17 protein-coding genes are annotated in these 24,070 nt (G+C 65.1%); 10 read left to right on the forward strand and 7 right to left on the reverse strand.

What is annotated here, in order from left to right; all coding sequences use genetic code 11:
• The first annotated feature begins 18 nt into the window (after positions 1-18).
• Together ahcY and ACX80O_RS12440 are read left to right on the forward strand one after the other, a co-directional pair.
• The gene (gene ahcY / locus ACX80O_RS12435; protein WP_459333635.1) at positions 19-1,509 is read left to right on the forward strand and encodes an adenosylhomocysteinase; all 1,491 of its coding nucleotides are present in this window, start codon (positions 19-21) and stop codon (positions 1,507-1,509) included.
• A gap of 104 nt (positions 1,510-1,613) precedes the next feature.
• A complete protein-coding gene (locus ACX80O_RS12440; protein ID WP_459333636.1) occupies positions 1,614-2,882 on the forward strand; it encodes a L,D-transpeptidase in 1,269 nt (422 codons plus the stop codon).
• Between the two features lie 50 nt (positions 2,883-2,932).
• Here ACX80O_RS12440 and ACX80O_RS12445 read toward each other — a convergent pair whose 3' ends face one another.
• The gene (locus ACX80O_RS12445; protein WP_459304939.1) at positions 2,933-3,736 is read right to left on the reverse strand and encodes an RDD family protein; all 804 of its coding nucleotides are present in this window, start codon (positions 3,734-3,736) and stop codon (positions 2,933-2,935) included.
• 96 nt (positions 3,737-3,832) lie between these two features.
• On the opposite strand from ACX80O_RS12445, the gene ACX80O_RS12450 reads away from it, so the two are divergent.
• Positions 3,833-4,825 (forward strand): stage II sporulation protein M, encoded by a 993-nt coding sequence (locus tag ACX80O_RS12450; protein ID WP_459333637.1) that lies wholly within the window; start codon positions 3,833-3,835, stop codon positions 4,823-4,825.
• Positions 4,826-4,964: 139 nt separating this feature from the next.
• Positions 4,965-6,344, forward strand: coding sequence for a TIGR01906 family membrane protein (locus tag ACX80O_RS12455; protein WP_459333638.1), 1,380 nt, complete (start codon positions 4,965-4,967; stop codon positions 6,342-6,344).
• Positions 6,345-6,446: 102 nt separating this feature from the next.
• Here the strand turns inward: ACX80O_RS12455 and ACX80O_RS12460 are convergent, their stop codons facing one another.
• Positions 6,447-8,276, reverse strand: coding sequence for an AMP-dependent synthetase/ligase (locus ACX80O_RS12460; RefSeq protein ID WP_459333639.1), 1,830 nt, complete (start codon positions 8,274-8,276; stop codon positions 6,447-6,449).
• A 47-nt stretch (positions 8,277-8,323) separates the two neighbouring features.
• Positions 8,324-9,982, reverse strand: a complete 1,659-nt coding sequence (locus tag ACX80O_RS12465; protein WP_459333647.1) for a dolichyl-phosphate-mannose--protein mannosyltransferase — start codon at positions 9,980-9,982, stop codon at positions 8,324-8,326.
• A 126-nt stretch (positions 9,983-10,108) separates the two neighbouring features.
• Here ACX80O_RS12465 and rsmI point away from each other — a divergent pair, with 126 nt between their 5' ends.
• Both rsmI and ACX80O_RS12475 read left to right on the forward strand, forming a co-directional pair.
• The gene (gene rsmI / locus ACX80O_RS12470; RefSeq protein WP_459333648.1) at positions 10,109-11,011 is read left to right on the forward strand and encodes a 16S rRNA (cytidine(1402)-2'-O)-methyltransferase; all 903 of its coding nucleotides are present in this window, start codon (positions 10,109-10,111) and stop codon (positions 11,009-11,011) included.
• 168 nt (positions 11,012-11,179) lie between these two features.
• Complete coding sequence (locus ACX80O_RS12475) at positions 11,180-12,661, forward strand: NAD-dependent succinate-semialdehyde dehydrogenase (protein ID WP_459333640.1); 1,482 nt, start codon at positions 11,180-11,182, stop codon at positions 12,659-12,661.
• A gap of 12 nt (positions 12,662-12,673) precedes the next feature.
• Here ACX80O_RS12475 and ACX80O_RS12480 read toward each other — a convergent pair whose 3' ends face one another.
• The 3 genes from ACX80O_RS12480 to ACX80O_RS12490 are packed head-to-tail and all read right to left on the reverse strand — an operon-like array spanning position 12,674 to position 17,547.
• Positions 12,674-15,046: a transglutaminase TgpA family protein gene (locus ACX80O_RS12480; RefSeq protein WP_459333641.1), complete on the reverse strand. Its 2,373-nt coding sequence runs from the start codon at positions 15,044-15,046 to the stop codon at positions 12,674-12,676.
• Complete coding sequence (locus ACX80O_RS12485) at positions 15,043-16,488, reverse strand: DUF58 domain-containing protein (RefSeq protein ID WP_459333642.1); 1,446 nt, start codon at positions 16,486-16,488, stop codon at positions 15,043-15,045. The genes ACX80O_RS12480 and ACX80O_RS12485 overlap by 4 nt, the downstream gene beginning before the upstream one ends.
• 9 nt (positions 16,489-16,497) lie before the next feature.
• Positions 16,498-17,547, reverse strand: coding sequence for an AAA family ATPase (locus tag ACX80O_RS12490; RefSeq protein ID WP_459304932.1), 1,050 nt, complete (start codon positions 17,545-17,547; stop codon positions 16,498-16,500).
• A gap of 181 nt (positions 17,548-17,728) precedes the next feature.
• On the opposite strand from ACX80O_RS12490, the gene ACX80O_RS12495 reads away from it, so the two are divergent.
• The 4 genes from ACX80O_RS12495 to ACX80O_RS12510 all read left to right on the forward strand — a co-directional run bounded on the left by ACX80O_RS12495 (position 17,729) and on the right by ACX80O_RS12510 (position 22,779).
• Positions 17,729-18,679, forward strand: a complete 951-nt coding sequence (locus ACX80O_RS12495) for a TatD family hydrolase (protein WP_459333643.1) — start codon at positions 17,729-17,731, stop codon at positions 18,677-18,679.
• Between the two features lie 119 nt (positions 18,680-18,798).
• Positions 18,799-19,689, forward strand: a complete 891-nt coding sequence (gene rsmA / locus ACX80O_RS12500) for a 16S rRNA (adenine(1518)-N(6)/adenine(1519)-N(6))-dimethyltransferase RsmA (RefSeq protein ID WP_459304930.1) — start codon at positions 18,799-18,801, stop codon at positions 19,687-19,689.
• A 241-nt stretch (positions 19,690-19,930) separates the two neighbouring features.
• Positions 19,931-20,905: a 4-(cytidine 5'-diphospho)-2-C-methyl-D-erythritol kinase gene (locus tag ACX80O_RS12505; protein WP_459333644.1), complete on the forward strand. Its 975-nt coding sequence runs from the start codon at positions 19,931-19,933 to the stop codon at positions 20,903-20,905.
• A gap of 65 nt (positions 20,906-20,970) precedes the next feature.
• Positions 20,971-22,779 (forward strand): ABC-F family ATP-binding cassette domain-containing protein, encoded by a 1,809-nt coding sequence (locus ACX80O_RS12510; protein ID WP_459304928.1) that lies wholly within the window; start codon positions 20,971-20,973, stop codon positions 22,777-22,779.
• 312 nt (positions 22,780-23,091) lie between these two features.
• Here ACX80O_RS12510 and ACX80O_RS12515 read toward each other — a convergent pair.
• Positions 23,092-24,070 (reverse strand): HNH endonuclease (locus tag ACX80O_RS12515; RefSeq protein WP_459333645.1); only part of this gene is annotated, 979 nt, incomplete at its 5' end.

The raw sequence follows: 24,070 nt of genomic DNA on the forward strand, positions 1-24,070 counted from the left end.
ACAGGAATGCGCCACACCATGACCTTTGACTATAAAGTTGCCGATCTCTCCCTCGCCGAAGCGGGACGCCACCAGATTCGCCTGGCCGAACATGAAATGCCCGGCCTGATGAAGCTGCGCCAGGAATTCGGTGCGAGCCAGCCCCTCAAGGGCGCTCGTATCGCCGGATCACTGCACATGACGGTCCAGACTGCCGTGCTGATCGAAACCCTCACCGCCCTCGGCGCCGAGGTGCGGTGGGCCTCCTGCAACATCTTCTCCACCCAGGACGAAGCGGCAGCTGCCATCGTCGTTGGCTCTGGCACGGCGGACCATCCCGCCGGCGTCCCCGTCTTCGCGTGGAAGAACGAAACCCTCGAGGAATACTGGTGGACCACCACCCAGATCCTCAGCTGGCCCGGTGAGCAGGGCCCAAACATGATCCTTGACGACGGCGGCGACGCCACCCTCCTGGTGCACAAAGGAGTGGAATTCGAAGCCGCCGGCGACGTGCCGGCCGGACCAGCCGAAGACGACATCGACTACTCCCACGAATTCTCGGTGGTCCTCGACGTCCTGCGCGGCACACTCGCCGAGGATCCCCAGAAGTGGACCCGGATCGCCAAAGACATCAAGGGGGTCACCGAAGAGACGACCACCGGCGTCATGCGGCTCTACCAGCTGGCGCAGCAGGGCAAGCTCCTGTTCCCGGCCATCAACGTGAACGACTCCGTCACCAAATCGAAGTTCGACAATAAGTACGGCATCCGCCACTCCCTGCCCGACGGTCTCAACCGGGCAACCGACGTCCTCATCGGCGGCAAAGTGGTTGTGGTGTGCGGCTACGGGGACGTCGGAAAGGGTGCGGCCGAGGCGCTTCGCGGCCAGGGCGGCCGCGTCATCGTCACCGAGATCGATCCGATCTGTGCACTTCAGGCGGCCATGGACGGGTACCAGGTCGCTCGCCTCGAAACGGTTCTGGCGCAGGGTGATATTTTCATCACCACCACCGGCAACAAGGACGTCATCATGGCGCACCACATGGCCGGGATGAAGCACCAGGCCATCGTGGGCAACATCGGCCACTTCGACAACGAAATCGACATTGCCGGCCTTGCGAAGACCCAGGGGATCCGCAAGGTGGAAATCAAGCCTCAGGTTCACGAATGGGTCTTCGCCGCCGACGAGTCAACCGGCGCGGCCGAGCACTCGATCATCATGCTGTCCGAGGGCCGCCTGCTGAACCTGGGCAACGCTACCGGGCACCCGTCCTTCGTGATGAGCAATTCGTTCGCCAACCAGACCATCGCCCAGATTGAACTGTTCACCAAGTGGATGCAGAACGACCTCGACGGAAATCGTGAGTACGCCAACCAGGTGTACGTCCTGCCGAAGATCCTCGACGAAAAGGTGGCCCGGCTGCACCTCGACGCGATCGGTGTGGAGCTCACCGAGCTCACCAAGAATCAGGCCGAGTACCTGGACATCGAGGCGTCGGGTCCCTACAAGTCCGATCACTACCGGTACTAGACACCCCTGTCGACGTGCCTGCCACGTCGACATGAGCAACAACGGCCACCCCACACCGTAATATCGGTTGTGGGGTGGTTATTTTTTCGGCAGGATGTGGGCAGATGGAACGTCAGCAGGGGATGGGCAATAGCCGAAAAGGCTGGGTTGTCGGCGGGGTCGCGGTTGCCGGTGCCCTGATAGCGGCCGGGACGGCAGTCGCCGTCGCGCCGAATTGGGCTGGCACCACGGGCGCACCCACAGCAACATCATCGCCCTCCAGTGGTGCAACGGCGGAGTCGGCGACCCCGCCAGCACCATCCTCACCCACCACTGCGGCCACCTTTGATTTTGGAGCAAGTCCCGCGGACAACACCGAAAGTGTCAATCCCGTGACAGTGCCCGAGGTCCGGGCCAACGATGCAGTGATCGAGAGCGTCACGCTGCGCGCCGCGGACGGCGGTGAGCCGATGGAAGGGGCGCTCAGCAAGGGTGATTCCGTCTGGACGGCCACCGAACGGCTTGACTTCGCCACCGCCTACGATTTTGAGTTCGTCCTGGCCGACGCTAACGGGAACACCGCGACCGAGTCTCAGAGTTTCACCACAGTGATGCCGGCCAACGAGGCCGCCGCGGCCATGTATCCGTTGGCTGGGTCGACGGTGGGGACCGGCCAACCTATCGAGATCAACTTCAGCGAACCGGTCATCAACCGCGATGACGTGGAATCAGCCATCACCATCACCAGCTCCAGCGGCCAGGTCGGCGCCTTCCACTGGCTCAGCGACACAAAGGTGCGGTACCGCGCCGAAGATTTCTGGGCGCCGAACAGCACTATCACCGTCGATCTGCAGTTGTTTGGGGTGGACTTCGGCAACCAGATGATCGGTAACTTCGACGACGAAAGGGTGGTTAAAACCCACGGCACCCGGCTCGCCGTCGTCGACAATGACACCAAAATGATGGATGTTTACATCGATGGTGCCCTGACCCGAAGCTTCCCGATCACGCTGGGAACGGAGGAATGGCCCTCGACCACCGGCTATCACGTGGTGATGGAGCAGTACAAATCCACTAAGTTCACCGCCGAGTCGATTGGTCTCCAGCCCGGCGACGAGGCCTACTACGAGCCCACCGTGGTGAAGAACGCGAGCCGCATCTCCAATGGCGGCGCGTTTGTCCACGAGGCGTTGCCTGCTGCGCAGGTGGCGTTGGGCAACATCAACGTCTCCCACGGCTGCATCGGCATGTCTCCCGAGGGTGCCAAGTACTTCTACGACACCTTCGGTCCCGGCGACGTCGTCGAAATCAAGAACACCGGATACGGTCCCATGTTCATCTGGGATGGCTTCGGCGACTGGAACACTCCTTGGAACGAGTACAGCAACCAGTAGCCGCAGCCCTGGTTACAGCCGGGGCGGCAGGTTGTTTTTGGCTGGGGTCGTCACTGGCTGAAGGGGAGTCGGTGCAACCGTTCGGCACTTCTGGCGGTGCGCTCCCGCTGGCGCGTGAGCCGGCCCAGGTCCCGTTCGCGCCGCCGGGCCAGGACAGCATTGAGGAAGTCCTCGGGATGGGTGCCAGGTGGTGGGGCCGGAGCGACAAAGGCCGACACCTCGGTTGCCAGCTCGGTTGCCAATGTCGCGCGGGCCACCGTGGTCAGGCGGGGTGCCTGGCCGATGAAGGCGGCCACCCGCCGGGCCAGAGAATCGGGGAGTTGCAGCAGGTCGGCTGTCTCCAGCCAGGGCGCAAGATGCGGGGGAGCGACGGCCAGGGTGCGGGGCTTTTCGACCACCCGCTCATGCATTGAGTAGGTTCCCGCCAACAGGTCGCCCAACCGCTTGGACCGTTCGTTGAAGACGGCCACCAGGAAGGCCAGCGACCCCACCAACAAGTAGATTTCGAGGACCCCCAGCATCCCGCGAATAAAGGCATGCCGGAAGCGGATGGCACCGCCGTCGTCGCGCACAATCCGCAGTCCCATCACCAGCCGCCCCAGGGACTTGCCGCGGGTGAGCGTCTCCACGGTCACCGGGACCACCAGCACCACCAGAATGAGAAGGATCAGCACCAGCGCCTGGCTCAACGCCGGGTCCAGGGGTCCAGCGAGGGTGCCGCTGACCGCGAGGATGATCGCCAGAACCAGGATTGCCTGGGCGACGATATCGATGAGCAGGCTGATACTGCGGGCGCCGAACGATGCAGGCCGTAGTTCAAGGACGACCGCCTCACCTGTCACAACCGAACTCATTGCACATCTCCCTGATCGAACGACCCCGGTGTCGGGCAGGCCTCGTGGCCCCCGTCCTCTGAAGTTTATCGGCCACCGCCCGGCTAAGCTGAAAGGGTGGACGTCGATGCATTCGTTGAGGTGAACCGCCCGAACTGGGAGCGGCTTGATGGGCTAGTGCGGCTGCGGAAGCTTTCGGGCGCCGAAGCCGACGAACTGCTGGTCCTCTATCAGCGTACGTCCACCCACCTGTCGATGATCCGGTCGATTGCCCCGGAGAGCGCGCTGTCCGGGGTCCTGTCGATGCGGTTGTCCCGGGCCCGGACCCGGTTTACCGGCGCGCGCTCCAACTTTATGGAGGATGTGGCGGGGTTCTTCGTCATTTCCCTCCCTGCGGCTTTCTACCGGGTGCGGTGGCTGACCGTCGTCGTCGGCGTCCTATTCGTCGGTCTCGCCTGGCTGTACGGGGCCTGGGTGGCGGGGACCCCCGGTGTCATCGCGGCGATGGGCGGCGATGAGTTCGCTGAGCAGTATGTGCAGGAGGACTTCGTCAACTACTACTTTGAGAATCCTGCAGCGTCCTTCGCGGGGCTGGTCTGGACGAACAACGCGTGGATTGCCCTACAGGCCGTCGCCTTTGGCGTCACCGGGATCTGGGCGCCGTGGATCCTGTACCAGAATGCGCAGGGCATCGGCATGGCCGGCGGGACGATGGCCGCCTATGGCGAACTCGACACCTTCTTCATCTACATCCTGCCGCACGGGTTCATGGAGCTCACCGCCATCTTCATTTCGGCCGCAGCGGGGTTGAGGCTCTTTTGGGCCTGGGTTTCCCCTGGTGCGCGGACTCGCGCGAACGCGCTGGCCGAGGAAGGGCGTTCGCTGATCACCGTCGCGCTCGGACTGGTACTTGTGCTCTTCATTTCCGGGTTGGTGGAAGGGTTCGTCACTCCTAGCCCGCTACCGGCCTGGTTGCGGATCAGTATCGGGTTTCTCGTGTTCGCCGCGTACTGGGCCTACACCTTGCTGCTGGGCCGCCGGGCGGTCAACGCCGGGTACACAGGGGATCTCTCAAGCGTTGACCGGGGCGAAACAGCGCGCACTGCGTGATTCGTTGTGTGGTGTATCCGGCTGTCGTGTGAAGCGCTCGAGTTCGCTGGTCCGACGTCGGACCGGCCTCCGGCGGTTACCTGGCGTGCGGCGGTACGCTCGAGGGTAAGTACTTGAGCAATTTCTAGGAGAAAACCCAGTGGCTGAAAACGACGAGACCGAGCAGCGTACGGGCGCTGCGCCAGCCGAGGAGACGCCCTCCGGTGCCTCTCGCCTGCAGACCGAATCCGCCGGCGGAGCGGTTACCCAACCCGCCGGCGGTGCTGCCGAGCCCGCTATCGCTCAGCGGAGTTCCCTGCCGATGCGCAAGGCCAGCACGATGCCGGACCTCAGTCGCTTTGACGCAACCCGCCGGAGCGATCCTGCCAGCGGGACGGTTCCCGCTGGAACTGCCGGGAGCGCGACCGCTGAACCGGGAGTGTCTGAACCGGCAGTGTCTGGTGCACCAGCAGCAGAGGCCTTTGTAGCTGAACCGGCAGCGTCAGCTGCCCCCTCCGCCGCGACTTCCGGGTCCGGCGCGTCGGATGCTGATCAGTCCACCGGGACGCCCGCCGCAGCCGACCCTGCCGTTCCCGACCCCCCCGCAGCCGCGGCTACTGCAGCTACTGCCAGGGCGACTACCACTGCCAGTGCCGCTGCTGCTGCCGGCTCCGGCTCCGGCCGCCGCGCGGCCGGCGAGCCACCGGCATCCCCTTCGCCGCACGATCCTGCTCCCGACACGGCTGCACTATCGGCCCGGCCCTCCGAGGAGGAGGCAAGGCGCCGGGCCGTCGAACGGGATGAAGCGTTCACGGGAAAGCCCGTTCTGGCGCGGGTCTTCCAGGTGCTCATCGCGGTGTTCTTCCCCATCATGCTGCTCGCGGCCGCAATCCGGGCGGTCACCTCGCCGCTTTTCCTCTGGGTCGAATATCACCGCCCGGGGTTCCCGGCCGACAGCTTCGGGTTCAGCACGGATGACAGGATGACCTACGGGTCCTACACGGTCGATTACATCCTCAACTGGGCGTCGCCCCGCTATCTCGGCGACCTTGTCAACGCTGATGGCGACCAGCTTTTCCTGGACAGCGAAGTGGGGCACATGCTCGACGTGAAGCTGGTCCTGGTGATCAGCTTCGCCGTCGCGCTTGCGATGCTGGTCTTCACCCTTGCTGCCTGCTGGCATCTCGCCCGCACCTATCCCGGTGGGGTCCGTAGGGCGCTGTTTGCCGGAGCCCTGACGACGCTGGTGCTGATGGTTGCCCTGACGGTGACGGCAATCTTCGGGTGGCAGACCTTCTTCACCCAGGTGCACGCAGTCTTCTTCGCCGATGGGACCTGGACTTTCCGTACCGACGACACCTTGATCCGTCTCTTCCCCGAGCAGTTCTGGACTGATGCCGCGATTACTGTTGCGGTGCTCGTCGTCATCGTGACAGTGCTGACCCTGGTACTGACCTGGCCGACAAAACGCCGTCGGGAGAAGTCCCGGCTCGCCGATGACGCGGCGCGGCAGCGTCGCCTGGATTCGCTGGCGCTTTAGCCTGCATCACCTCCGCGATATCACCGGCGCAACCCCATTCGCCGATCCGCGAGGTATGGCGGGTTAGCGACTGGCTAGGTCAATACAGCTAGGTCACCAGATCTAGCCTCTCGGGGAGGCGTAGAGGTCCGCGAGTTCCTGGCGCAGTTCAGCCAGCACCGCCGAGCGCTTGAGCTTGAGAGTGGGGGTGAGGTAGCCGGACTCGGGGCCGAAGTCCTGGTCGAGCACAGCGAACTTGCGGATCTGCTCCGCGGCGGACACGTGCGAGTTGACCTCGTCCACGGCGGCCTGCAGTTCCGTCCGGACGCCAGCATGGCCCGCGGCCTCGGCGATAGTCAGCCTACCCAGCCCAGTTTCGGTTCCCCAGGATGTAACGGCTTCGGGATCGAGGGTCAGGAAGGCGCCAATAAACGGCTTACCGTCCCCGACCACCACCGCGTGGGCCACCAGCCGATGTTCGCGGAGTTTTTCCTCAAGGGGTCCCGGTGCAACGTTTTTCCCTGCCGCAGTTACCAGCAGATCCTTCTTGCGGCCGGTAATAGTCAGGAAGCCGTCCTCATCCAGCGATCCGAGGTCGCCGGTGCGGAAATACCCGTCAGCGGTAAAGGCCTCTCTGTTGGCTTGAGTGTTATTGTGGTATCCCTTGAACACGCCGACGCCCTTGATCTGCACTTCGCCGTCGGCGTCCACCCTGATGCGGGTTCCCGGCATCGGGATGCCCACGCTGCCGACCCGGGTCAAGGCAACGGTGTTGGCTGTGCACGGCGCGGTGCTCTCGGTCAGACCGTAACCTTCCTGGACCTGGATCCCCGCCCCCCGGAAAAAGTGCGCAAGATGTGCACTCAGGGGGCTCGCGCCCGACACTGTGTATGTCACTTCGCCGCCGAAAACAGCCCGCAGTTTGGGATAGAGCACCTTGTTGAAGAGGGCATGCCGCGCTTTCAACAGCATTCCGGCCCCGTGGCCTCCGTGGGCAGCCGCGTCCAGCGCCTGGGAGTAGGCAACGGCCGTCGTTGAACCTAGTTCAAAGATCCGTCCCTTGTTTGCATCTCTGGCCTTCTGCTCAGCGGTCGCATAGATCTTCTCGAAGATGCGGGGCACCACCAGCAAGAAGGTCGGCCGATAGGTGCCCAGATCCGCCAGCAGGTCGGCGGCGTTGGACGTGTGCCCAAGTTTGACGCCACCGGCCAGGCACACCACTTGGACTGCGCGTGCCAGGACGTGCGCGAGCGGAAGGAACATGAGCGTCCGGGCGTCCTTCTCGCGGAGCAGTTCCGGCAGGAACTCAAGGGTGTTGACGGCGAAGAGGGCGAAGTTTCCGTGGGTGATTTCGCACCCCTTGGGCGGTCCCGTGGTGCCCGAGGTGTAGACGAGGGATGCGACGTCGTCGAGTGATCGGCTGGCACGCGCTGCCTCAAGTGCATGATCCTCAATAGCTGAACCCTCGGACACGAGGGCGGCGAAGGTGTCTCCGCCGTCGTCGTAATTCATCAGGTACAACCGATTGTCAGTATCGGCGCCACCCAAAGCACGCTCGACCACCTCAGCTTTGGCTGCGTCCTCGACAAAGATGAGGCCCGCCGCCGAATCCTCGAGAATCCAGGCCACCTGCGTTGCAGACGAGGTCTCGTAAATGGGCACCGTCACCGCACCGGCAAACCAGATAGCCAGGTCGGTCAGGGTCCATTCGTACCGGGTCTTGGACATGACGGCGACGGCGTCGCCGGGCTGGACGCCGCGCGCGATCAAGCCCTTCGCCAGGGCCTGCACCTGCGTGAGGAACTCGGCAGCGGTGATGTCGTGCCACTCGCCCGCCCGTTTCACAGCGTAGAGCGCCCCACCCGGCGATCTCTGGTGCTGCTCCAGCAGCAGGTCAGTGACGTTGGTGTCCGACGGCAGATTCACAAGGAGTTCGGTGGTTGATTCGCGCATAGAGACAGGGTCTCACCTATTGGTATGGTGCGTCACGTGACGCGGCATCAGATCCAGCTGGGCATCCACATGCGGAGCCGCCACTGGTCGTAGGGGATCAGCTCAGCCGTCCAGACCGGGAGGAAAAAGGCGGAGAGCAGCACTGCCGCAGCGACAAACAAGCCCACCAGGACCAGGCCCAGGCGCCGCCGTCGCGGTCGGTCCTGGGGGCGGCCCAGCACCAAGCCCAGGCAGTAGGTCAGGGCAAGGATCAGGAACGGCTGGAACGCGATGGCGTAGAAGAAAAATGTGGTGCGTTCGGGGTACAGAAACCATGGCAGATACCCGGCGGCAACACCGCCGAGGATAGCCCCGGCACGCCAGTCCCGGCGCCCCACCCAGAAGAACACTAGCACGATGAGCGCGATCGCGGCCGACCACCAGATCAGTGGGTTGCCAACCGAGGTGATGGCCCGGGAGCAGGCGTCCACAGCACAACCCTGGTCGGCCCCGAGCTCGCCCTTGTAGTAGAAGGACACCGGGCGCCCCATGGCCAGCCACGACCAGGGCGTGGATTCGTAAGGATGCTCGGAGCCGAGGCCTTCGTGGAAGGTGTAGGCGGCGCGGTGATAGTCGGCCAGCGACCTGATCGACGCCGGTAGCCACTCCCACGCTGGCGCTGGATGGTCGGCCGCCCACTGCCGGTTGTAGGCGTCGGAGGAGAGGAACCAGCCGGTCCACGTCGCCAGGTAGGTCAATGCTGCGAGCGGAACCACGGTCACGAAGGCCTGGAGGCCATCCCGCAGGACAGCCCCGGTGATCCAGTGTTGCACTCCGACAACCCGCCGGGCATTCATGTCCCAGAGCACGGTCATCAGGCCAAACAAGGCGACATACGGGATGGCTGACCACTTGGTCCCCACGGCAAGACCGAGACTGATCCCTGCGACGATCCGCCACGGCCGGTACCCGAGCCACGGCCCGTACAGCAGGTCTGCGGCCGACGGCTTGACCCCATCTGGGGCCAGCGCTGCCAGGGCAGGGAGCTTCGCCGAAAGGTTCAGCCTTGCCCGGTCCCGATCCAGCAGTAGCGCACCGAACGCGACCACGAGCCAGAACATCAGGAACACGTCAAGCAACGAGGTGCGCGAATGCACCAGATGGTGACCGTCGACGGCGGTTAGTAGACCCGCCGCGGCGCCGAGGATCGGGGATCCAAACAGCCGCTGCGCGATTAATGCAATCAGCAGGATCGACAGTGTGCCGACCAATGCCGCCGAAAAACGCCAGCCGAAGGCGTTGTCGGAGCCGAAGGCGAGCATTCCCAGGGCAATCATCCACTTGCCCACCGGCGGGTGGACCACATAGTCGGGGGTGCCCAGGATGACGCCGGTGTTGCCGCTGTTGAAGTTGGCGTCGGGTTCTTCCGGCCACTCCCGCTCGTACCCGGACAGCAGGTACGAGTAGGCGTCCTTGACATAGTAGGTCTCATCGAAGACCAGGGTGTCCGGTTCGCCCAGCCGGACAAATCGCAGCACTCCACCGATTAGCATCATGGCGACCGGCAGCAGCCAGGCGAGGATTCCCAGCGGCAGGCGTTCTCCGAGCAGGCGACGCCGCAACACGACGGCGTCGTACGCGGTGCGCGGGGTGTAGACCCAGCCACGCGCCGCCGGGGCCCCGGCGGCCGGCGGGGGGGAAACGGCGGTATGACTCACCCTGCTTATGTTACTGCCAGTGCATGATCGCGCCGGGGCGGGGCAGGTGTCTGGCGGGGCTACGCTGGGATAGTGATCAACACCGGGAATGAAGCGGACTCCGACGATGCGACCCACGACGACGGCGACGCCCATCTGGAGTTAGACGACGGCGGCCCGGAGCAGGAGTTCGAGACAGCGGCCGACGGTGCCGCGGGGAGTCCCGACGGCGGACGGATCATCCTTGCCGCAACTCCGATCGGCAATGCAGCAGACGCGTCGGCGCGTCTGGTGTCGCTGCTGCAGACCGCTGATCTGGTGGCGGCCGAGGACACCCGTCGGTTGCAGCGGCTCCTCAGGGCACTGGAGATCAGGGTGCAGGGACAAATTGTCAGCTATCACGAGCACAACGAGGCCATCAGGACGGCCGACCTGCTGAAGGAGGTGAAGAGTGGGAAGACCTTGCTGATGGTCACCGATGCCGGGATGCCGTCCGTATCCGACCCGGGGTACCGACTGGTGGAGGCGGCGATCGCCGGCGGTGTTGACGTGACCATGGCGCCCGGACCATCGGCGGTGCTGACCGCGCTGGCCCTGTCAGGGCTTCCGACCGACAGGTTCTGCTTCGAAGGCTTCCTGCCGCGCAAAACGGGCGAGCGGAACTCGCGCCTCGGTGAGCTGGCCGCCGAACGGCGCACCATGGTGTTCTTCGAGGCCCCCCACCGGCTTGAGGTGATGTTGCGGTCGTTGCACCAGGTCTTTGGACCGGACCGCCCGGCGGCCGTGGCCCGGGAGCTGACCAAACGGTACGAGCAGGTACTCAGGGGTCCACTCGCTGACCTCCTGGAATGGGCTGAAACTACCGAGGTCAGGGGCGAGATCGCCGTCGTCGTCGGCGGTGCACCGCCCGCTGCGCCAGCTAAACCAGAGGACCGGGTGGCGGCCGTTGCCGCCCTCGTCGACCAGGGCATCCGGCTGAAGGACGCGGTGGCGGCTGTTGCTGAGGAGTCGCGGATCAGCAAGCGGGAACTGTACTCCGCGGTGATCGCCGCCCGCTGACACACCGCCCGAACTGCGGGCGGCTATTGTGCACCAGGACAGCGGTCGGCGGGTGGTGCCGTGCAGGCTGGCATGGACAGGCCTCCAGCTGCGGGTCTAGCGTGGTGCTGGGCGGCTAGTGCCGCAGTGATACATTCCATCCCGAAGAACCTCTTGGAGGCACCGACTATGGCAGTTACCACCCAGCGTGAGCAGGAACTTTTGGCTCAGGTTCCCACCGGGTTGCTGATCGGCGGAAGCTGGCGGGACGCCTCAACCGGCAAGACCTTCGATATCGAGGATCCGGCGACCGGGAAAACCCTGCTGACGATCGCCGATGCCAGCCCAGCCGACGGGATGGCTGCGCTCGACGCCGCCGCAGCCGCACAGGACAGCTGGGCGCGCACCCCGCCCCGCGAGCGGGGCGAGATCCTGCGGCGTGCCTTCGACCTGGTGACTGCCCGGGCCGAGGATTTCGCGCTGCTGATGACCATGGAAATGGGCAAGCCGCTCGCCGAGGCTCGGGGTGAGGTGACCTACGGTGCCGAATTTTTGCGCTGGTTCTCCGAGGAAGCGGTCCGCGCTACGGGCCGGTACTCCACCTCACCCGATGGCAAGACCCGCATCCTGGTCAACAAGAAGCCTGTCGGCCCCTGCCTGTTGATCACGCCGTGGAACTTCCCGCTGGCCATGGCGACGCGCAAGATCGCCCCAGCCATCGCCGCCGGTTGCACAATGGTTCTTAAACCGGCCAACCTGACGCCGCTGACGTCGTCGTTGTTCGCCTCCGTCCTGGAAGAGGCCGGTCTCCCCGCCGGCGTGCTGAACGTCGTCCACACCTCCGACGCACAGGGGGTCACCGGGCCACTGATTGAGGACCCGCGTCTGCGCAAGCTGTCTTTCACCGGATCGACGCCGGTGGGACGGAACCTCCTGGCGGCGGCGGCCCAGAACGTGCTGCGGACGTCAATGGAATTGGGCGGCAACGCGCCGTTCGTCGTCTTCGCGGACGCCGACATCGACGCCGCGGTGGCGGGAGCCATGCTCGCGAAGCTCCGCAACATGGGTGAGGCCTGCACCGCGGCCAACCGGTTCATCATCCACGAATCGGTCGCTGCAAAGTTCGCCGAAAAGTTCGCAGCGAAAATGATGAAACTCGAGACGACCCGCGGCACCGAGAACGGGTCAACGCTTGGCCCGCTGATTGATGAGAAGAGCCGCACCAAGGTTCACGAGCTGGTCACGTCAGCGGTCGACGACGGCGCGACGGTGGTGGTGGGCGGGGAGCCGGTGGCTGGCCCCGGCTACTTCTACCAGGCGACGGTGCTGACCGACGTCGCCCCCGGATCGCGGATCCTGCAGGAGGAGATCTTCGGCCCTGTCGCGCCAATCACCACCTTCGATACTGAGGACGAGGCAGTCCGGCTCGCCAACGACACCGAGTACGGGCTGGTCGCCTACGTCTTCACCCGCGACCTCAACCGGGGCCTGCGCATCGGTGAACGCCTCGATGTCGGGATGCTGGGTCTTAACGCTGGCGTGGTATCGAACGCCGCAGCTCCGTTTGGCGGGGTCAAGCAGTCGGGGCTCGGCCGTGAAGGCGGTTCGGAGGGAATCGACGAGTACCTTTACACCCAGTATGTCGGGATCGCCGACCCTACTGCTTCCTGACGGATAGCAGAATCACAGCCAGGGCCAGACCCGCTTCCTGCCCGCTAGTGAACGGGGCAGGAAGCGGGCCCTGATCCTGGCTGACCGGCTACTGGTGTGGCGGAGCGACTGGGAAACCATGCCGACATCCTCCCAGCGGCCTGCAGCACGCCCGCCCGCTCCGCCTGGCACGCGCAGTTCGGGGTCTGAATATTCTGCCGCCTCATACGCGGAGCGAAGCCGCGCCAGTGCCGCCGCCGAGGCAGTATCGAACCCCGTCGCCGCAGCAAGGCGGGTGGCGAAGGTCCGGGGGGTGTCGGTAGGCAGTGCCGGCTGGTCGTAGTCGGCAGCGAGATCGGTGGTCTCTGACCAGGCGATCGTCGCAGCACCCGGCGCCCCTTGCGCCGCAGCGAACCTGCGACGGCGGCTCCGGCTCCGCAGCGTGCGCAGCAGCAGCGGCACGAAGAGCAGGAGCACAGCCCCGGCCAGCACCCCGGTGATCAGGGCCGAGGTTTCCCTGGCCTGTTCGGGGTCCGCCCCGCCCTGCGGTTCCTCGGCACCCGTCCCGGGAACCGGTGCGCCAGGGTCGGCAAGTGGGTTGCCACCGGGCGTCAGGTCGTCGGGGTTCTGCTCCGGCGCGCCCGGGGCAAAGGCGGTCTGAGCGTAGTCGGGCACTACCCCACGCGAGGGGGTAGGTTCGAACTTCACCCAGCCGACGCCGTCGAAATAGAGTTCAGGCCAGGCGTGGGCATCCTGGGACGTGACAGAGAACTCGGTGAGCTCCTGGCCCTCGGGGCCCTCCTCCGAATCGCCGGTTGGGTCGCCGGGCGCGTAGCCAACGGCGACCCGGCTGGGGATCCCCGCCACCCGGGCCATCACAGCCATGGCGCCGGCATAGTGGACGCAGTAGCCGGACCGTGATTCGAGGAAGCGGGCGACGACGTCGAGGCTGCTGCCGTCATAGCCGCCCTCCACGGGGGCGTCGACCGAGTACGTGAAGTCGGGTCCCCGAAGATGATCCTGGATCGCCAGGGCCTGCTCATAGGGGTTGGCAATATTGGCCGTGAGCGCCTCGGCAGTGTCCCTGATAATCCCGGGGGTGGTGTCCGGCAATTCCAGGAACTGGGCGTCGACGGCGCCGTCGGGAACCGGCCCAATAGCCTGGAGCCGCTCACGGGTCAGCTCGGGGCCGGCGCTGATCACCTCATACCGTTGCTGGGCGGTTGACCCGTTGTCGGTGGCAATAACGCTGTGATTGAGCGGATCCCAGGACCAGCGGCCGGAGAGGTTGGTGAAACCCACCGGGGCGTAGGGAGCCAGGAGCCAGGGGCTGGTGAACGAGTCAGTGGTGATCCGGGTCGTCGTCACTACACCGGATACGATCGAGGCGCGCACTTCCTGGGTTCCCATGTCCTGAACGCCGGGCTCCCTGAGATTGTACCGTTGGTCCGGTTCCCACCGCTGCCCGCCGAAGTCCTCAAGGGTGACGGCCCGCAGGTACAAAGCCTCGGGAGAATCGGTGGCGTAGGTGATCCTGCCGAAACCGTTCGGGTTCCGGAGGTCGTTTCCCAGGGTCACCACAGGGTTCAACCCGGTGGCGGTGCCCCACAGGTTTATCCTCGCACCCTGCGGGAAGGCGCCAACGTTGAATCCCGGGACGGCCAGGGGAATCACCACGGTCACCACCAGCGCCGCAGCGCCGATGGACACTGCGCGGACCAGCCTGCCACCCGAGGCGTCCCGAGTCCCGCTGGTCGCCTGGCTGTCTCGCCATTGGCCGCACCCGAGGATTACAAGGTATCCGAGGACCGTTGCAACGAAACCTGGGACACCAACACTCTGCGGGAGCACGACGGCAGGAATTACCAGCACGGCGAACAGTGCCAGCCCGCTGGTCGCGGGCAGCCGAAGGGTGGTGGCAAGGGTATCGGCGAGGATGGCGATCAGACCGATTCCGGCGCAGACCACCATGAAAATGCCGGTTCCGGGCAGCACCGGCGCCACCTGCGACACGACAGTGTTCTCCGCATGATTCAACAGGATGGTCAGCCGGCCAGCCGATCCCTCTCCGGGGAACACCCCGAGCACGCTGTGAGCCGGGAAGAACTGCCACACCACCGACCCCACCAGGGCGACGAACCCTGCCGCCGGAACCAGCAGGCCGGGGAGGCGAACACTGCGCGCAGCACCCATCACCACTAGCACGCACCCAACAGTGAATGCGACGGGGTTCAGCCAGGTCCAGCCCAGCACCACCGAGTTCAGGTTCAGCGACGTTAACATCACGGCTGCGAACACTGCCGCAGTCGACACCCAGTGCCGCTGGTCTGTGCGCAGCCGTGTAGGGGGTGGCGGCTCACGGTGTTGGGTCGACGATGGGCTGGGACGGGGCAGGGTGGAGGTCACAGCCGTCCTCCAGCGGCGACCGGTGGTGAATTGACAGTGGTTTTGGTCGTGGACGTACTGGCGCCGCCGGGGGAGTCGAAGTAGGTCCATGCTGCCCTCAGGTCAGCGGAGGGGGAGACCGCCACAGCGTGCCAGCCAGCTGCGCGCAATATTTCCATCACTGAGTGCAGGTCCTGGGGGCGGTCGGCGACGAGGATCGCGAACGAGGTGGACCCATACTCGGCGGCTCCGGCCAGATCCCTGGCCTCGCTCGCAGTAATGGCCCCCAGAACCGCGAGGAGGGGGCCCCGGAGTTTGTACGTGGCGAGTTTGTCCATCATTGGGTCACCGAAGGGCGCGTTTCGTGTGGGCGGGGGAGCAGCCGCCGTTCCGGGTCGCGGCAGGCGCCGGGATGGTGTCCGTTTCGTGGGATCCGGGCGGAGTTCCAGCGCAGCCAACCCTTCGCCAACATTGTGGATCCCTGTCATCCCGGTGTGTTCCTCATCCTCCGGCCATGGAGCAGAAACCGAGGACTGTAGCGCCGGCGCTCCGGTTTCATCAACAAATCGCAGGGCATAGTTGCGCTCCAGCAGGTGGGACGTCATGGACATCGCGGCGATTACCGCCCACTCAAAGCCGGGGGAGGACAGCAGCGACGTTCCCTCCTCGTCCCGGTCGGCCCCGAAAGCTCCGGAGAGCGCCGAGCTGTACCTGGCCTGCCGTCGGTCGAGGATCAGGGTTGCCTCGGGGGTGGTCACCGACTCTTCCTGGCGGACCATCAGCTCGTTATGGCGGGCGGTAGCAGCCCAGTGCACCCTGCGCATCGGATCGCCCGGCCGGTACTCACGGGTCATCACATCGTCGTCGCTCGGGTTGGCGTTGCGGCGGGTGACCGCGAATCCGTCCGCGCCACGGGCCCCGGTCAGGGGCGAAGGCGGCAGGTCAAGGGGCGCGGGGGTGACCACCAGCCGGTCCGTACCGCCCAGCGTGTGACGGGAAGTACCCAGCCCGAAGGGGTCAGTGAAGGCCGCGGTGACCGGGCCGACGTCGTATACGCCACGGCTGGAGGACCGCAGCCGGTACTCGTAGTGGCTGGTGCCGCGGGTGGGATGCCGGGACGGGAAGTGGAACTCGGGTGAATCCCCGAACCGGGAGGGAAGCAGTTCGCGCATCACCACGCTGCCGCTCACCGGCCCGCTGGCGGCGACCGACAGGGTGACAGTGGAGGTGAAGCCGGTCTCCAGAGTTTGCGGCGCGAATTTTCTTCCCACGGTGAACCGCGGTTTGATCAGCCGTAACATCAGCACGGACAGCAGCGGCAGGCACAGCAGGAGCACCCCGACATACAGCAGGTCCCGGCGGCCGAGGAACTGGGCAAACAGGAGCGCCACGACGCCGGTGATCACCAGTCCCCACCCGCGTGGGGTGAGGATCCGGGACGGTAACCTGGCCAGCAGCCGCATGAGGTGGGCCTAGGCGCGCAGGTAGGAGTTGGTCGCAGCGCGTTCCACTGGAACCTTCGACAGGATACCCGCGACCACCGACTGGGGGGTTTCCCCCGAGCTCTGGGCCTTGCGGTCCAGGATCAGCCGGTGGGACAGGACCGCTTCGGCGACCGAGGCGACGTCGTCGGGCAGGACGAAGTCCCTGCTCTCCAACGCGGCGCCAGCCTTGGCGGCCCGCAGCAGCTGCAGTAACGCCCGGGGGCTGGCACCGAGTCGCAGCTGGTGGTGCCCGCGGGTCGCGTGGCCGATGGCGACCGTATATTCGCGCACCGCTGGCGACACGTAGACCCGCTGCACCTGTTCCATCATCGCCGCAACGTCGGTGACGTTCGCGACCGGGCGGACCGCGTCCAGCGGCGAGACGGACTGGTGGGTCTGCAGCATCTCCAGTTCGGCGGTGCGGTCCGGGTATCCCATGGAGATCCGGGCCATGAACCGGTCTCGTTGCGCCTCGGGCAGGGGGTAGGTTCCCTCCATCTCGATCGGGTTCTGGGTGGCCACCACCATGAAGGGTTCCGCCAGCCGGTGGGTGCCGCCGTCGACGGTGACCTGATGCTCCTCCATGCATTCCAGGAGAGCTGACTGGGTCTTCGCGGAGGCGCGGTTGATCTCATCACCGATCACGATGTTGGCGAAGACGGGTCCGCGTCGGAACTCAAACCGGTGGGTGTCCTGGTTGTAGATCGACACCCCCGACACATCCGAGGGCAGCAGATCCGGGGTGAACTGGATGCGGTTCACAGTGCAGTCAATGGTGCGGGCAAGGGTTTTCGCGAGCAGGGTCTTCCCCACCCCCGGTACATCCTCCACCAACAGGTGGCCCTGGGCCAGGAGAACGGTCAAGGCCAGCCGGGCGGCTTCGGGTTTGCCGTCGATGACCGTGTTGATGGATCCCAGAATCCGTCGGGCCGTCTCATCGAACCGCTCACCGGACATCGCCGACCTTCCGCCCTCGGTGGGGGAGTCCTCGGGCTCGGTCCTGCTGTTGGGTGAGGCGTACTGGTTGGTGGAATCCATGCGAACCTTCCGCGAACACTGCACGCCGGTGTGCAGCTGAGTCGGTCAGCCCTGGTCGGATACGTCCACGGCTAGTTTGTCCGTGGGGCACGCAGCAACTGCTTTCCTACAGATTACTAGGACAACTTGCTGTCGTGGGGATAAGTTCCGCTGCCGATGTGCAGGTGGCTAGGGTTGAGTCATGCCTGATACAGCCACCCCCGCGGCGTACCGTCCAGCCCCGCGCACTACCTTTCCCGATACCGTTCCCACTGATACCGTTCCTGACGGCGATGCCCAGGCTGCGGGCGGACGCCAGGATAAGCGGCACTACCCTCCTGCCCCCGAGCCGCTGCCCGTTCCGGTGATCGATAACCACACCCACCTCGACTTCCGGAGCGGTTTGCCGCTGGTCAGTGTGGCCGCAGCCCTCGATGCGGCTGAAGCTGTGGGGGTCTGCGGCGCGGTCCAGGTGGGGTGTGACCTTGAGTCGTCGCGGTTCACCGTCGAGGCTGTTACCCGGGAGCCCCGGCTGCTGGGGGCGGTGGCGATTCATCCCAATGACGCTCCGCTGCTTGCCGAGCATGGGGGCCTTGAGGCTGCGCTCGCCGAGATTGAACGGTTGGCCGCGCATCCGCGGGTCCGCGCGATCGGGGAAACCGGGCTCGACTACTATCGGACGCCCGCCGAGGGGATCGACAGCCAGCACTACTCCTTCCGACGGCACCTCGATATCGCCAAACGGTTGGGGCTGGCCCTCCAAATTCATGACCGGGACGCGCACGACGACGTCGTCTCCACCCTCTGTAGCGAGGGTGCACCGGAGCGGGTGGTGTTTCACTGTTTCTCCGGCGACGCCGCCCTGGCGCGGATCTGCAACGACGCCGGGTGGTATATGTCCTTTGCCGGAACGGTGACGTTCAAGAACGCCGACAATCTCAGGGAGGCCTTGCGCATTGCGGATCCGGCGTTGGTGCTGACCGAAACCGACGCTCCGTTCCTGACCCCGCATCCCTTCCGGGGGCGGCCCAACGCGCCCTACCTGGTTCCCTACACGGTCAGGAGTATGGCTGAGGTGCTTGGCGCCGACCTTGCCACCCTATGCCAGTCGATAGCCGAGAACACGCGAAGGGTCTACGGGGAGTGGGATTAACCCTGGCGTCGTCGTCAGCGGCCCTCTCGATGACGTCCCTGCTCTACAGATTGGTCACGACCCGCAGGTTCCCGATGTGGGGGCCCGCTTCTGCGGGGCGCGCGACTACCATGGCTTAGGTGACTCAGCCCCCTAACCCCCAGCAGATCCGGCCCCTGCTCGGCGCCAGCGACGTCCGCCGACTGGCAGCCGAACTGGACCTTCGGCCTACGAAGACCCTCGGCCAGAACTTCGTCATCGATGGCAACACCATTCGACGGATTGTTGCTGCGGCTCGGCTCAATCCTGAGGAGACGGTCCTTGAGGTCGGCCCGGGTCTCGGCTCGCTGACGCTGGGCCTGCTCGACGCGGCGCAACGGGTGGTGGCAGTGGAGATCGACCCGCTGCTGGCTGAGCGTCTTCCCCATACCGTCGCTCACTGGCGGCCGGAGACTGCTGCGAATCTCGAGGTGGTCCTCGCTGACGCGATGCGGGTCACTGAGCTACCGCATCTGCCGACCGCTCTGGTCGCGAATCTGCCCTACAACGTTGCAGTCCCGGTGGTCCTGAACCTGCTGGAGAACTTTCCCTCCCTGCGCCACGGCCTGGTCATGGTGCAGGACGAGGTTGCCGACCGGCTGGCCGCCGGTCCCGGCTCGAAGACCTACGGAGTGCCCTCAGCGAAGGCCGCCTGGTATGCCACGATGCGCAAGTCAGGCGTTATCGGGATGAACGTGTTCTGGCCGGCGCCCAAGATCGCGTCGGGACTGGTGGGGTTCGTCCGGCACGACCCGCCGGAAACGTCAGCCAGCCGGCGCGAGGTGTTCGCCGTCATCGACGCCGCCTTCGCCCAGCGGAGGAAGACGCTGCGCGCAGCGCTGTCGGGGTGGGCGGGTAGCCCGGTGCTGGCGGGGGAGGCCCTGGCCGCGGCCGATGTCGACCCTAGCCTTCGCGGGGAAATGCTGGACATCGCCGCGTTTGCCCGCATTGCCGAGGCGAAACCCGGTCAGCAGGCCACACAGGCAACCTAGCTCGGGGTGTCCTTCGGTAGCTCCCTGCCTCTGTCTGCGCCCCCTGCTTTGAGCTCGAGTCGACACAAATGACCGGTTTCGTGCCGGATTTCGGTTATTTATGTTGACTCGATGAGGGAACCATGTGCGGTGTGACGACGACTACTACGTGTTCACAACGGTTAGGTACCGGCGGGATTTTCTGGGCAGAGGATGCCCGCAGGTTTCCTGGTTCAGCGCCATGTGGCCTAGGTTGGTGGGTATGGAGGTAGGTAAAACGGCGGGACTGTTGGGTGGCGCACCAGCCAGCGTTCGGGTCCGTGCGCCAGGAAAAATCAACGTTTCGTTTCGCGTTGGCCCCTTGAGGGAAGACGGCTATCACAGTGTTGCGAGTGTGTATCTGGCGGTCTCTCTCTACGAGGAAGTCACGGCAACGGTCAATTCCGAGCCCGGCACTGTGGTCACGATCAACGGTCAGGGGTCCCTCAACCTACCGGTGGAGAGTATTCCGCTGGATGCCAGCAATTTGGCTGCTCGGGCCGCGGCGGTCCTCGCCGACCTCAGCGAGGACCCAACCGGGGTGCTGCTGGACATCACCAAACGCGTACCAGTAGCCGGTGGAATGGGCGGAGGCTCAGCGGATGCTGCCGCCACCCTCCTGGCGTGCGATGCCCTCTGGAACAGCGGGTTTTCCCGTGACGAGTTGGCCAAGATGGCGGCGGAGCTGGGCGCGGATGTGCCGTTCGCGCTGGTGGGCGGCACGGCAGTCGGGGTCGGGGTGGGGGAGCAGCTAACCCCTGCCATCTCCAAGACGCCTCTGCACTGGGTGCTCGTGACCTCGGCCTATGGACTCTCAACCCCGGTGGTCTACCGGACCCTGGACGAGCTCCGGCTGCGGGACGGCACCGAACCCGCGGCACCACCGGAGATCGATGCCCGGATTCTCACTGCGATGCGTTCCGGGGATGCGACCGCCCTCGCTGAACTTTTGCACAACGACCTGCAGCCGGCGGCACTTGAGCTTGCCCCGGAGCTCGCCGACATCCTGAATGCCGGGAAGGTAGCCGGGGCGCTGGCCGGTCTGGTGTCAGGATCGGGTCCAACTGTCGCGTTCCTCGCGGCCAGCGAAGATCACGCCTCTGAACTCGCGGCACGGCTCACCGCCGATGGCCTGACCGCCACCGCCGTGCATGGCCCGGTCCACGGTGCCAGAATTGTTACCGACTACATCGCCTGACCTGCCACTGAAGCTGGGCTAGTTCAAGCCATCTTTACCCTCAACAACCAGGAAGCAGTACACCCTTGGCACATCTTTTGGGCGCCGAAAGCGTCAGCATCACCTTTGCTACCCGCACCGTTCTCGACGGCGTTTCCCTCGGCATCGAGGACGGCGACCGCATCGGCATGGTGGGTCGCAACGGCGACGGCAAGTCGACCCTCATGCGGCTCCTCGCTCAGCGAGCCACCCCTGATGAAGGGCGGGTAACCCGGCGTCGGGATGTTCACGTCGGATACCTCGATCAGACCGACGTTCTCGACGGCGACCTGGGCGTGGGCGAGGCGATCGTCGGCGATCAGGCCGACCATGAGTGGGCCTCCAACCCGAAGATTCGCGACGTCATGGGAGGGCTCGTCGCCGAGGTTGACTGGCATGCGAAGGTGTCATCGCTCTCGGGTGGACAGAAACGCCGTGTTGCGCTGGCGAAGCTCCTGATTGGCGACGACGACGTCATCATGCTCGATGAGCCCACCAACCACCTCGACGTGGAAGGTGTGGCCTGGCTTGCTCACCACCTCGCCGAGCGGTGGCGTCCCACCGACGGTGGCCTGCTGGTGGTCACTCACGACCGCTGGTTCCTTGACGAAATCTGCACCCGCACCTGGGAGGTGCACGACGGCGTCGTCGACGGATTCGACGGCGGTTACGCTGCTTACGTGCTCGCGCGGGCCGAGCGCGACCGGATGGATTCAGTCGTCGAAGGGAAACGTCAGCAACTGGTCAAAAAAGAACTGGCGTGGCTGCGCCGCGGTGCGCCCGCACGGACCGCTAAACCGAAGTTCCGCATCGAGGCGGCGAATGCTTTGATCGCCGATGTGCCTGAACCCCGCGATTCATTGGCATTGAGCAAGATGGCGATGGCACGCCAAGGTAAGGACGTCCTGGATCTCGAGAACGTGTCCCTGTCTCTCGGAGACAAGGAACTTTTTGACGGGATCACCCTGCGGCTCGCGCCCGGTCAGCGACTGGGGTTGGTTGGGGTCAATGGATCTGGCAAAACCACCCTGTTACGGATGCTGAACGGCGACGTTACCCCAGATGCTGGCCGGTTGAAGAAGGGCAAGACGGTTCAGACGGCAGTGCTTTCCCAGGAGGTCAAGGAGCTCGACGAGCTTGAGCACCTCCGGGTCACCGAAGTGATCGAACAGGAGAAGCGTGTTTTCAGCGTCGGCGGGCGTGAGGTGTCCGCAAGTCAGCTGGTGGAGCAACTCGGATTTACAAACCAGCGGCAGTGGACCATGGTGAAGGATCTGTCGGGTGGCGAGCGACGTCGACTGCAGCTGTTACGCCTCCTGGTAGGCGAGCCCAATGTGCTGATGCTTGACGAACCAACCAACGACCTCGACACCGACACCCTTGCTGCGATCGAGGACGTACTGGATGGCTGGCCCGGCACCCTGGTGGTCGTCTCGCACGACAGGTATCTGCTTGAGCGAGTGACCGATTCACAGATGGCGCTGTTGGGCGATGGGAAACTGCGTGACCTTCCCCGCGGAGTCGACCAGTATCTCGAACTGCGCCGGGACGCGGGTGCGGGGTCCGGCGCTTCCCCCCTGAATTCCGATGATGGGCAGGGCAGCACAGGATCGTCCTCGGGTTACAGCTCTGAGGAAACTCGTCAGGCAAAGAAGGATCTGACCCGCATCGAACGGCAGCTCGGGAAAGCTTCAGCGCAGGTGGAGCGGATTCAGCACCAAATGAATGACGGTGCTGCGGGGGATGTCGACTTTGAGAAGATGGCTACCCTCAACAAGAAACTTCAAATAGTTCAGGCTGAACAGCACGACCTTGAACTCCAATGGCTCGTCGCCGCCGAGGTGCTGGGCAAGTAGGTGCTGGGCAAGTTAGGCCCCGCTGCGGAGAAGGTCCCGCTTCGTGGTGGACGGCCTGGCGCGGAGCAGCCCGCACCTGCCGAGCAGCGGGCTGTCGCGGGCTGGCGGCCGTTAGAATCGCCACATCTGACTCTGGGCGGTGGGCATCCTTCCGGATGGCCATCGTCTCTTCCTTGGTCGGCCTTCGGTCGGCCAGGCGGCATGCCACGATTACCCTCTTCGCCGAGGCGTGGGATCTGGCGGGTTGACGGCGTTCTGAGTCGTTCTGAGACGCCGGATGTCCCGCTTCGGCGATTGGGGAGGGGCTTCATCCTAGAACGGTGGTGGGGTTTCTGGTCGTGGTGTGGGTGGTGGGTTGGGTTTGGTGAGGTAGGTTTCCCCGGCGGGGGAGATCGCGATGATCGTCCCTGGTTCGGGTTGGGTGTACTGCCAGAAACCCTCCGTTTTGAACATGTGGTGACGTTTACAGAGCGCTGCCAGATTTGAGTAACTGGTCGTCCCGCCCCTAGCCCAGGGGATCGTGTGGTCGAGTTCGCAGAACACCGCCAACCGGTTACACCCCGGATGACGGCACGTCCCATCCCGTACCCTGACCGCGTCCTGTAAATCTTTCGGCACCCGATACGTGCTCGCATCAGCACCCAACCTGGCCCCCGTGAAGGGGTGGGTGAGGATCCTCGTAAACGACGGCGCGTGCCCAGCGAGCCTCCGGGCAGTGTCCGGGTCGATCGGCCCGTACCCTTCCAACTCACCCGGCGCATCCCCACCCATGAGGGTCAACACCGGGACCGTCACGAACACCTTCGCCTGCACACCCCAAAACTGGTTGCCCTCCCACGACTGGCTGCCCTCACCGGGTGCTTCGGCCTGTGACCCGGCCCGTGATCGGGTAAGAGAATCACCGGTAGCCCTCTCAGGGTTGGTCTCACCAACGGATTCGGGGCCGGCGCTGGTGAGGGCATCGACGAGGACGTCAGCCCTGAGTTGGGTGAGGGTGCGGGGTTCGTCGGGGCCCTGTAAGTTCCGGGCAGCAGTGTCGACCCGGTGGTAGATCCCCGCGGCTTGCTCGGTCGGTAGGAATGCTTGGAGCCAGGCCATCCCGTCCTGGGTCGGGTCCAGATACACGCGGCGGTCCTGGACAGCCTTGCGATGCCGGCTACTAATCGACTCGGGGTGCAGTACTTCCCGTAACTGCCCGGCCTGGCGGTGAAACTTCGTCACCGTGGTCTTCGCCGCCAGGGTGATCAGCGCGGACTCGAAACCGGCCAGCACGGCAGGGACCGTGTCCGGG

Source organism: Arthrobacter glycogeni, from assembly GCF_054511155.1.

Excerpts from the sequence above, each read along its gene's own strand:
- ACX80O_RS12505 (WP_459333644.1), top strand. The coding sequence starts at position 19,931 with ATGGAGGTAGGTAAAACGGCGGGACTGTTGGGTGGCGCACCAGCCAGC.
- ACX80O_RS12490 (WP_459304932.1), bottom strand. The coding sequence starts at position 17,547 with ATGGATTCCACCAACCAGTACGCCTCACCCAACAGCAGGACCGAGCCC.
- ACX80O_RS12445 (WP_459304939.1), bottom strand. The coding sequence starts at position 3,736 with ATGAGTTCGGTTGTGACAGGTGAGGCGGTCGTCCTTGAACTACGGCCT.
- ACX80O_RS12460 (WP_459333639.1), bottom strand. The coding sequence starts at position 8,276 with ATGCGCGAATCAACCACCGAACTCCTTGTGAATCTGCCGTCGGACACC.
- ACX80O_RS12495 (WP_459333643.1), top strand. The coding sequence starts at position 17,729 with ATGCCTGATACAGCCACCCCCGCGGCGTACCGTCCAGCCCCGCGCACT.
- ACX80O_RS12440 (WP_459333636.1), top strand. The coding sequence starts at position 1,614 with ATGGAACGTCAGCAGGGGATGGGCAATAGCCGAAAAGGCTGGGTTGTC.
- ACX80O_RS12475 (WP_459333640.1), top strand. The coding sequence starts at position 11,180 with ATGGCAGTTACCACCCAGCGTGAGCAGGAACTTTTGGCTCAGGTTCCC.
- ACX80O_RS12485 (WP_459333642.1), bottom strand. The coding sequence starts at position 16,488 with ATGCGGCTGCTGGCCAGGTTACCGTCCCGGATCCTCACCCCACGCGGG.
- ahcY (WP_459333635.1), top strand. The coding sequence starts at position 19 with ATGACCTTTGACTATAAAGTTGCCGATCTCTCCCTCGCCGAAGCGGGA.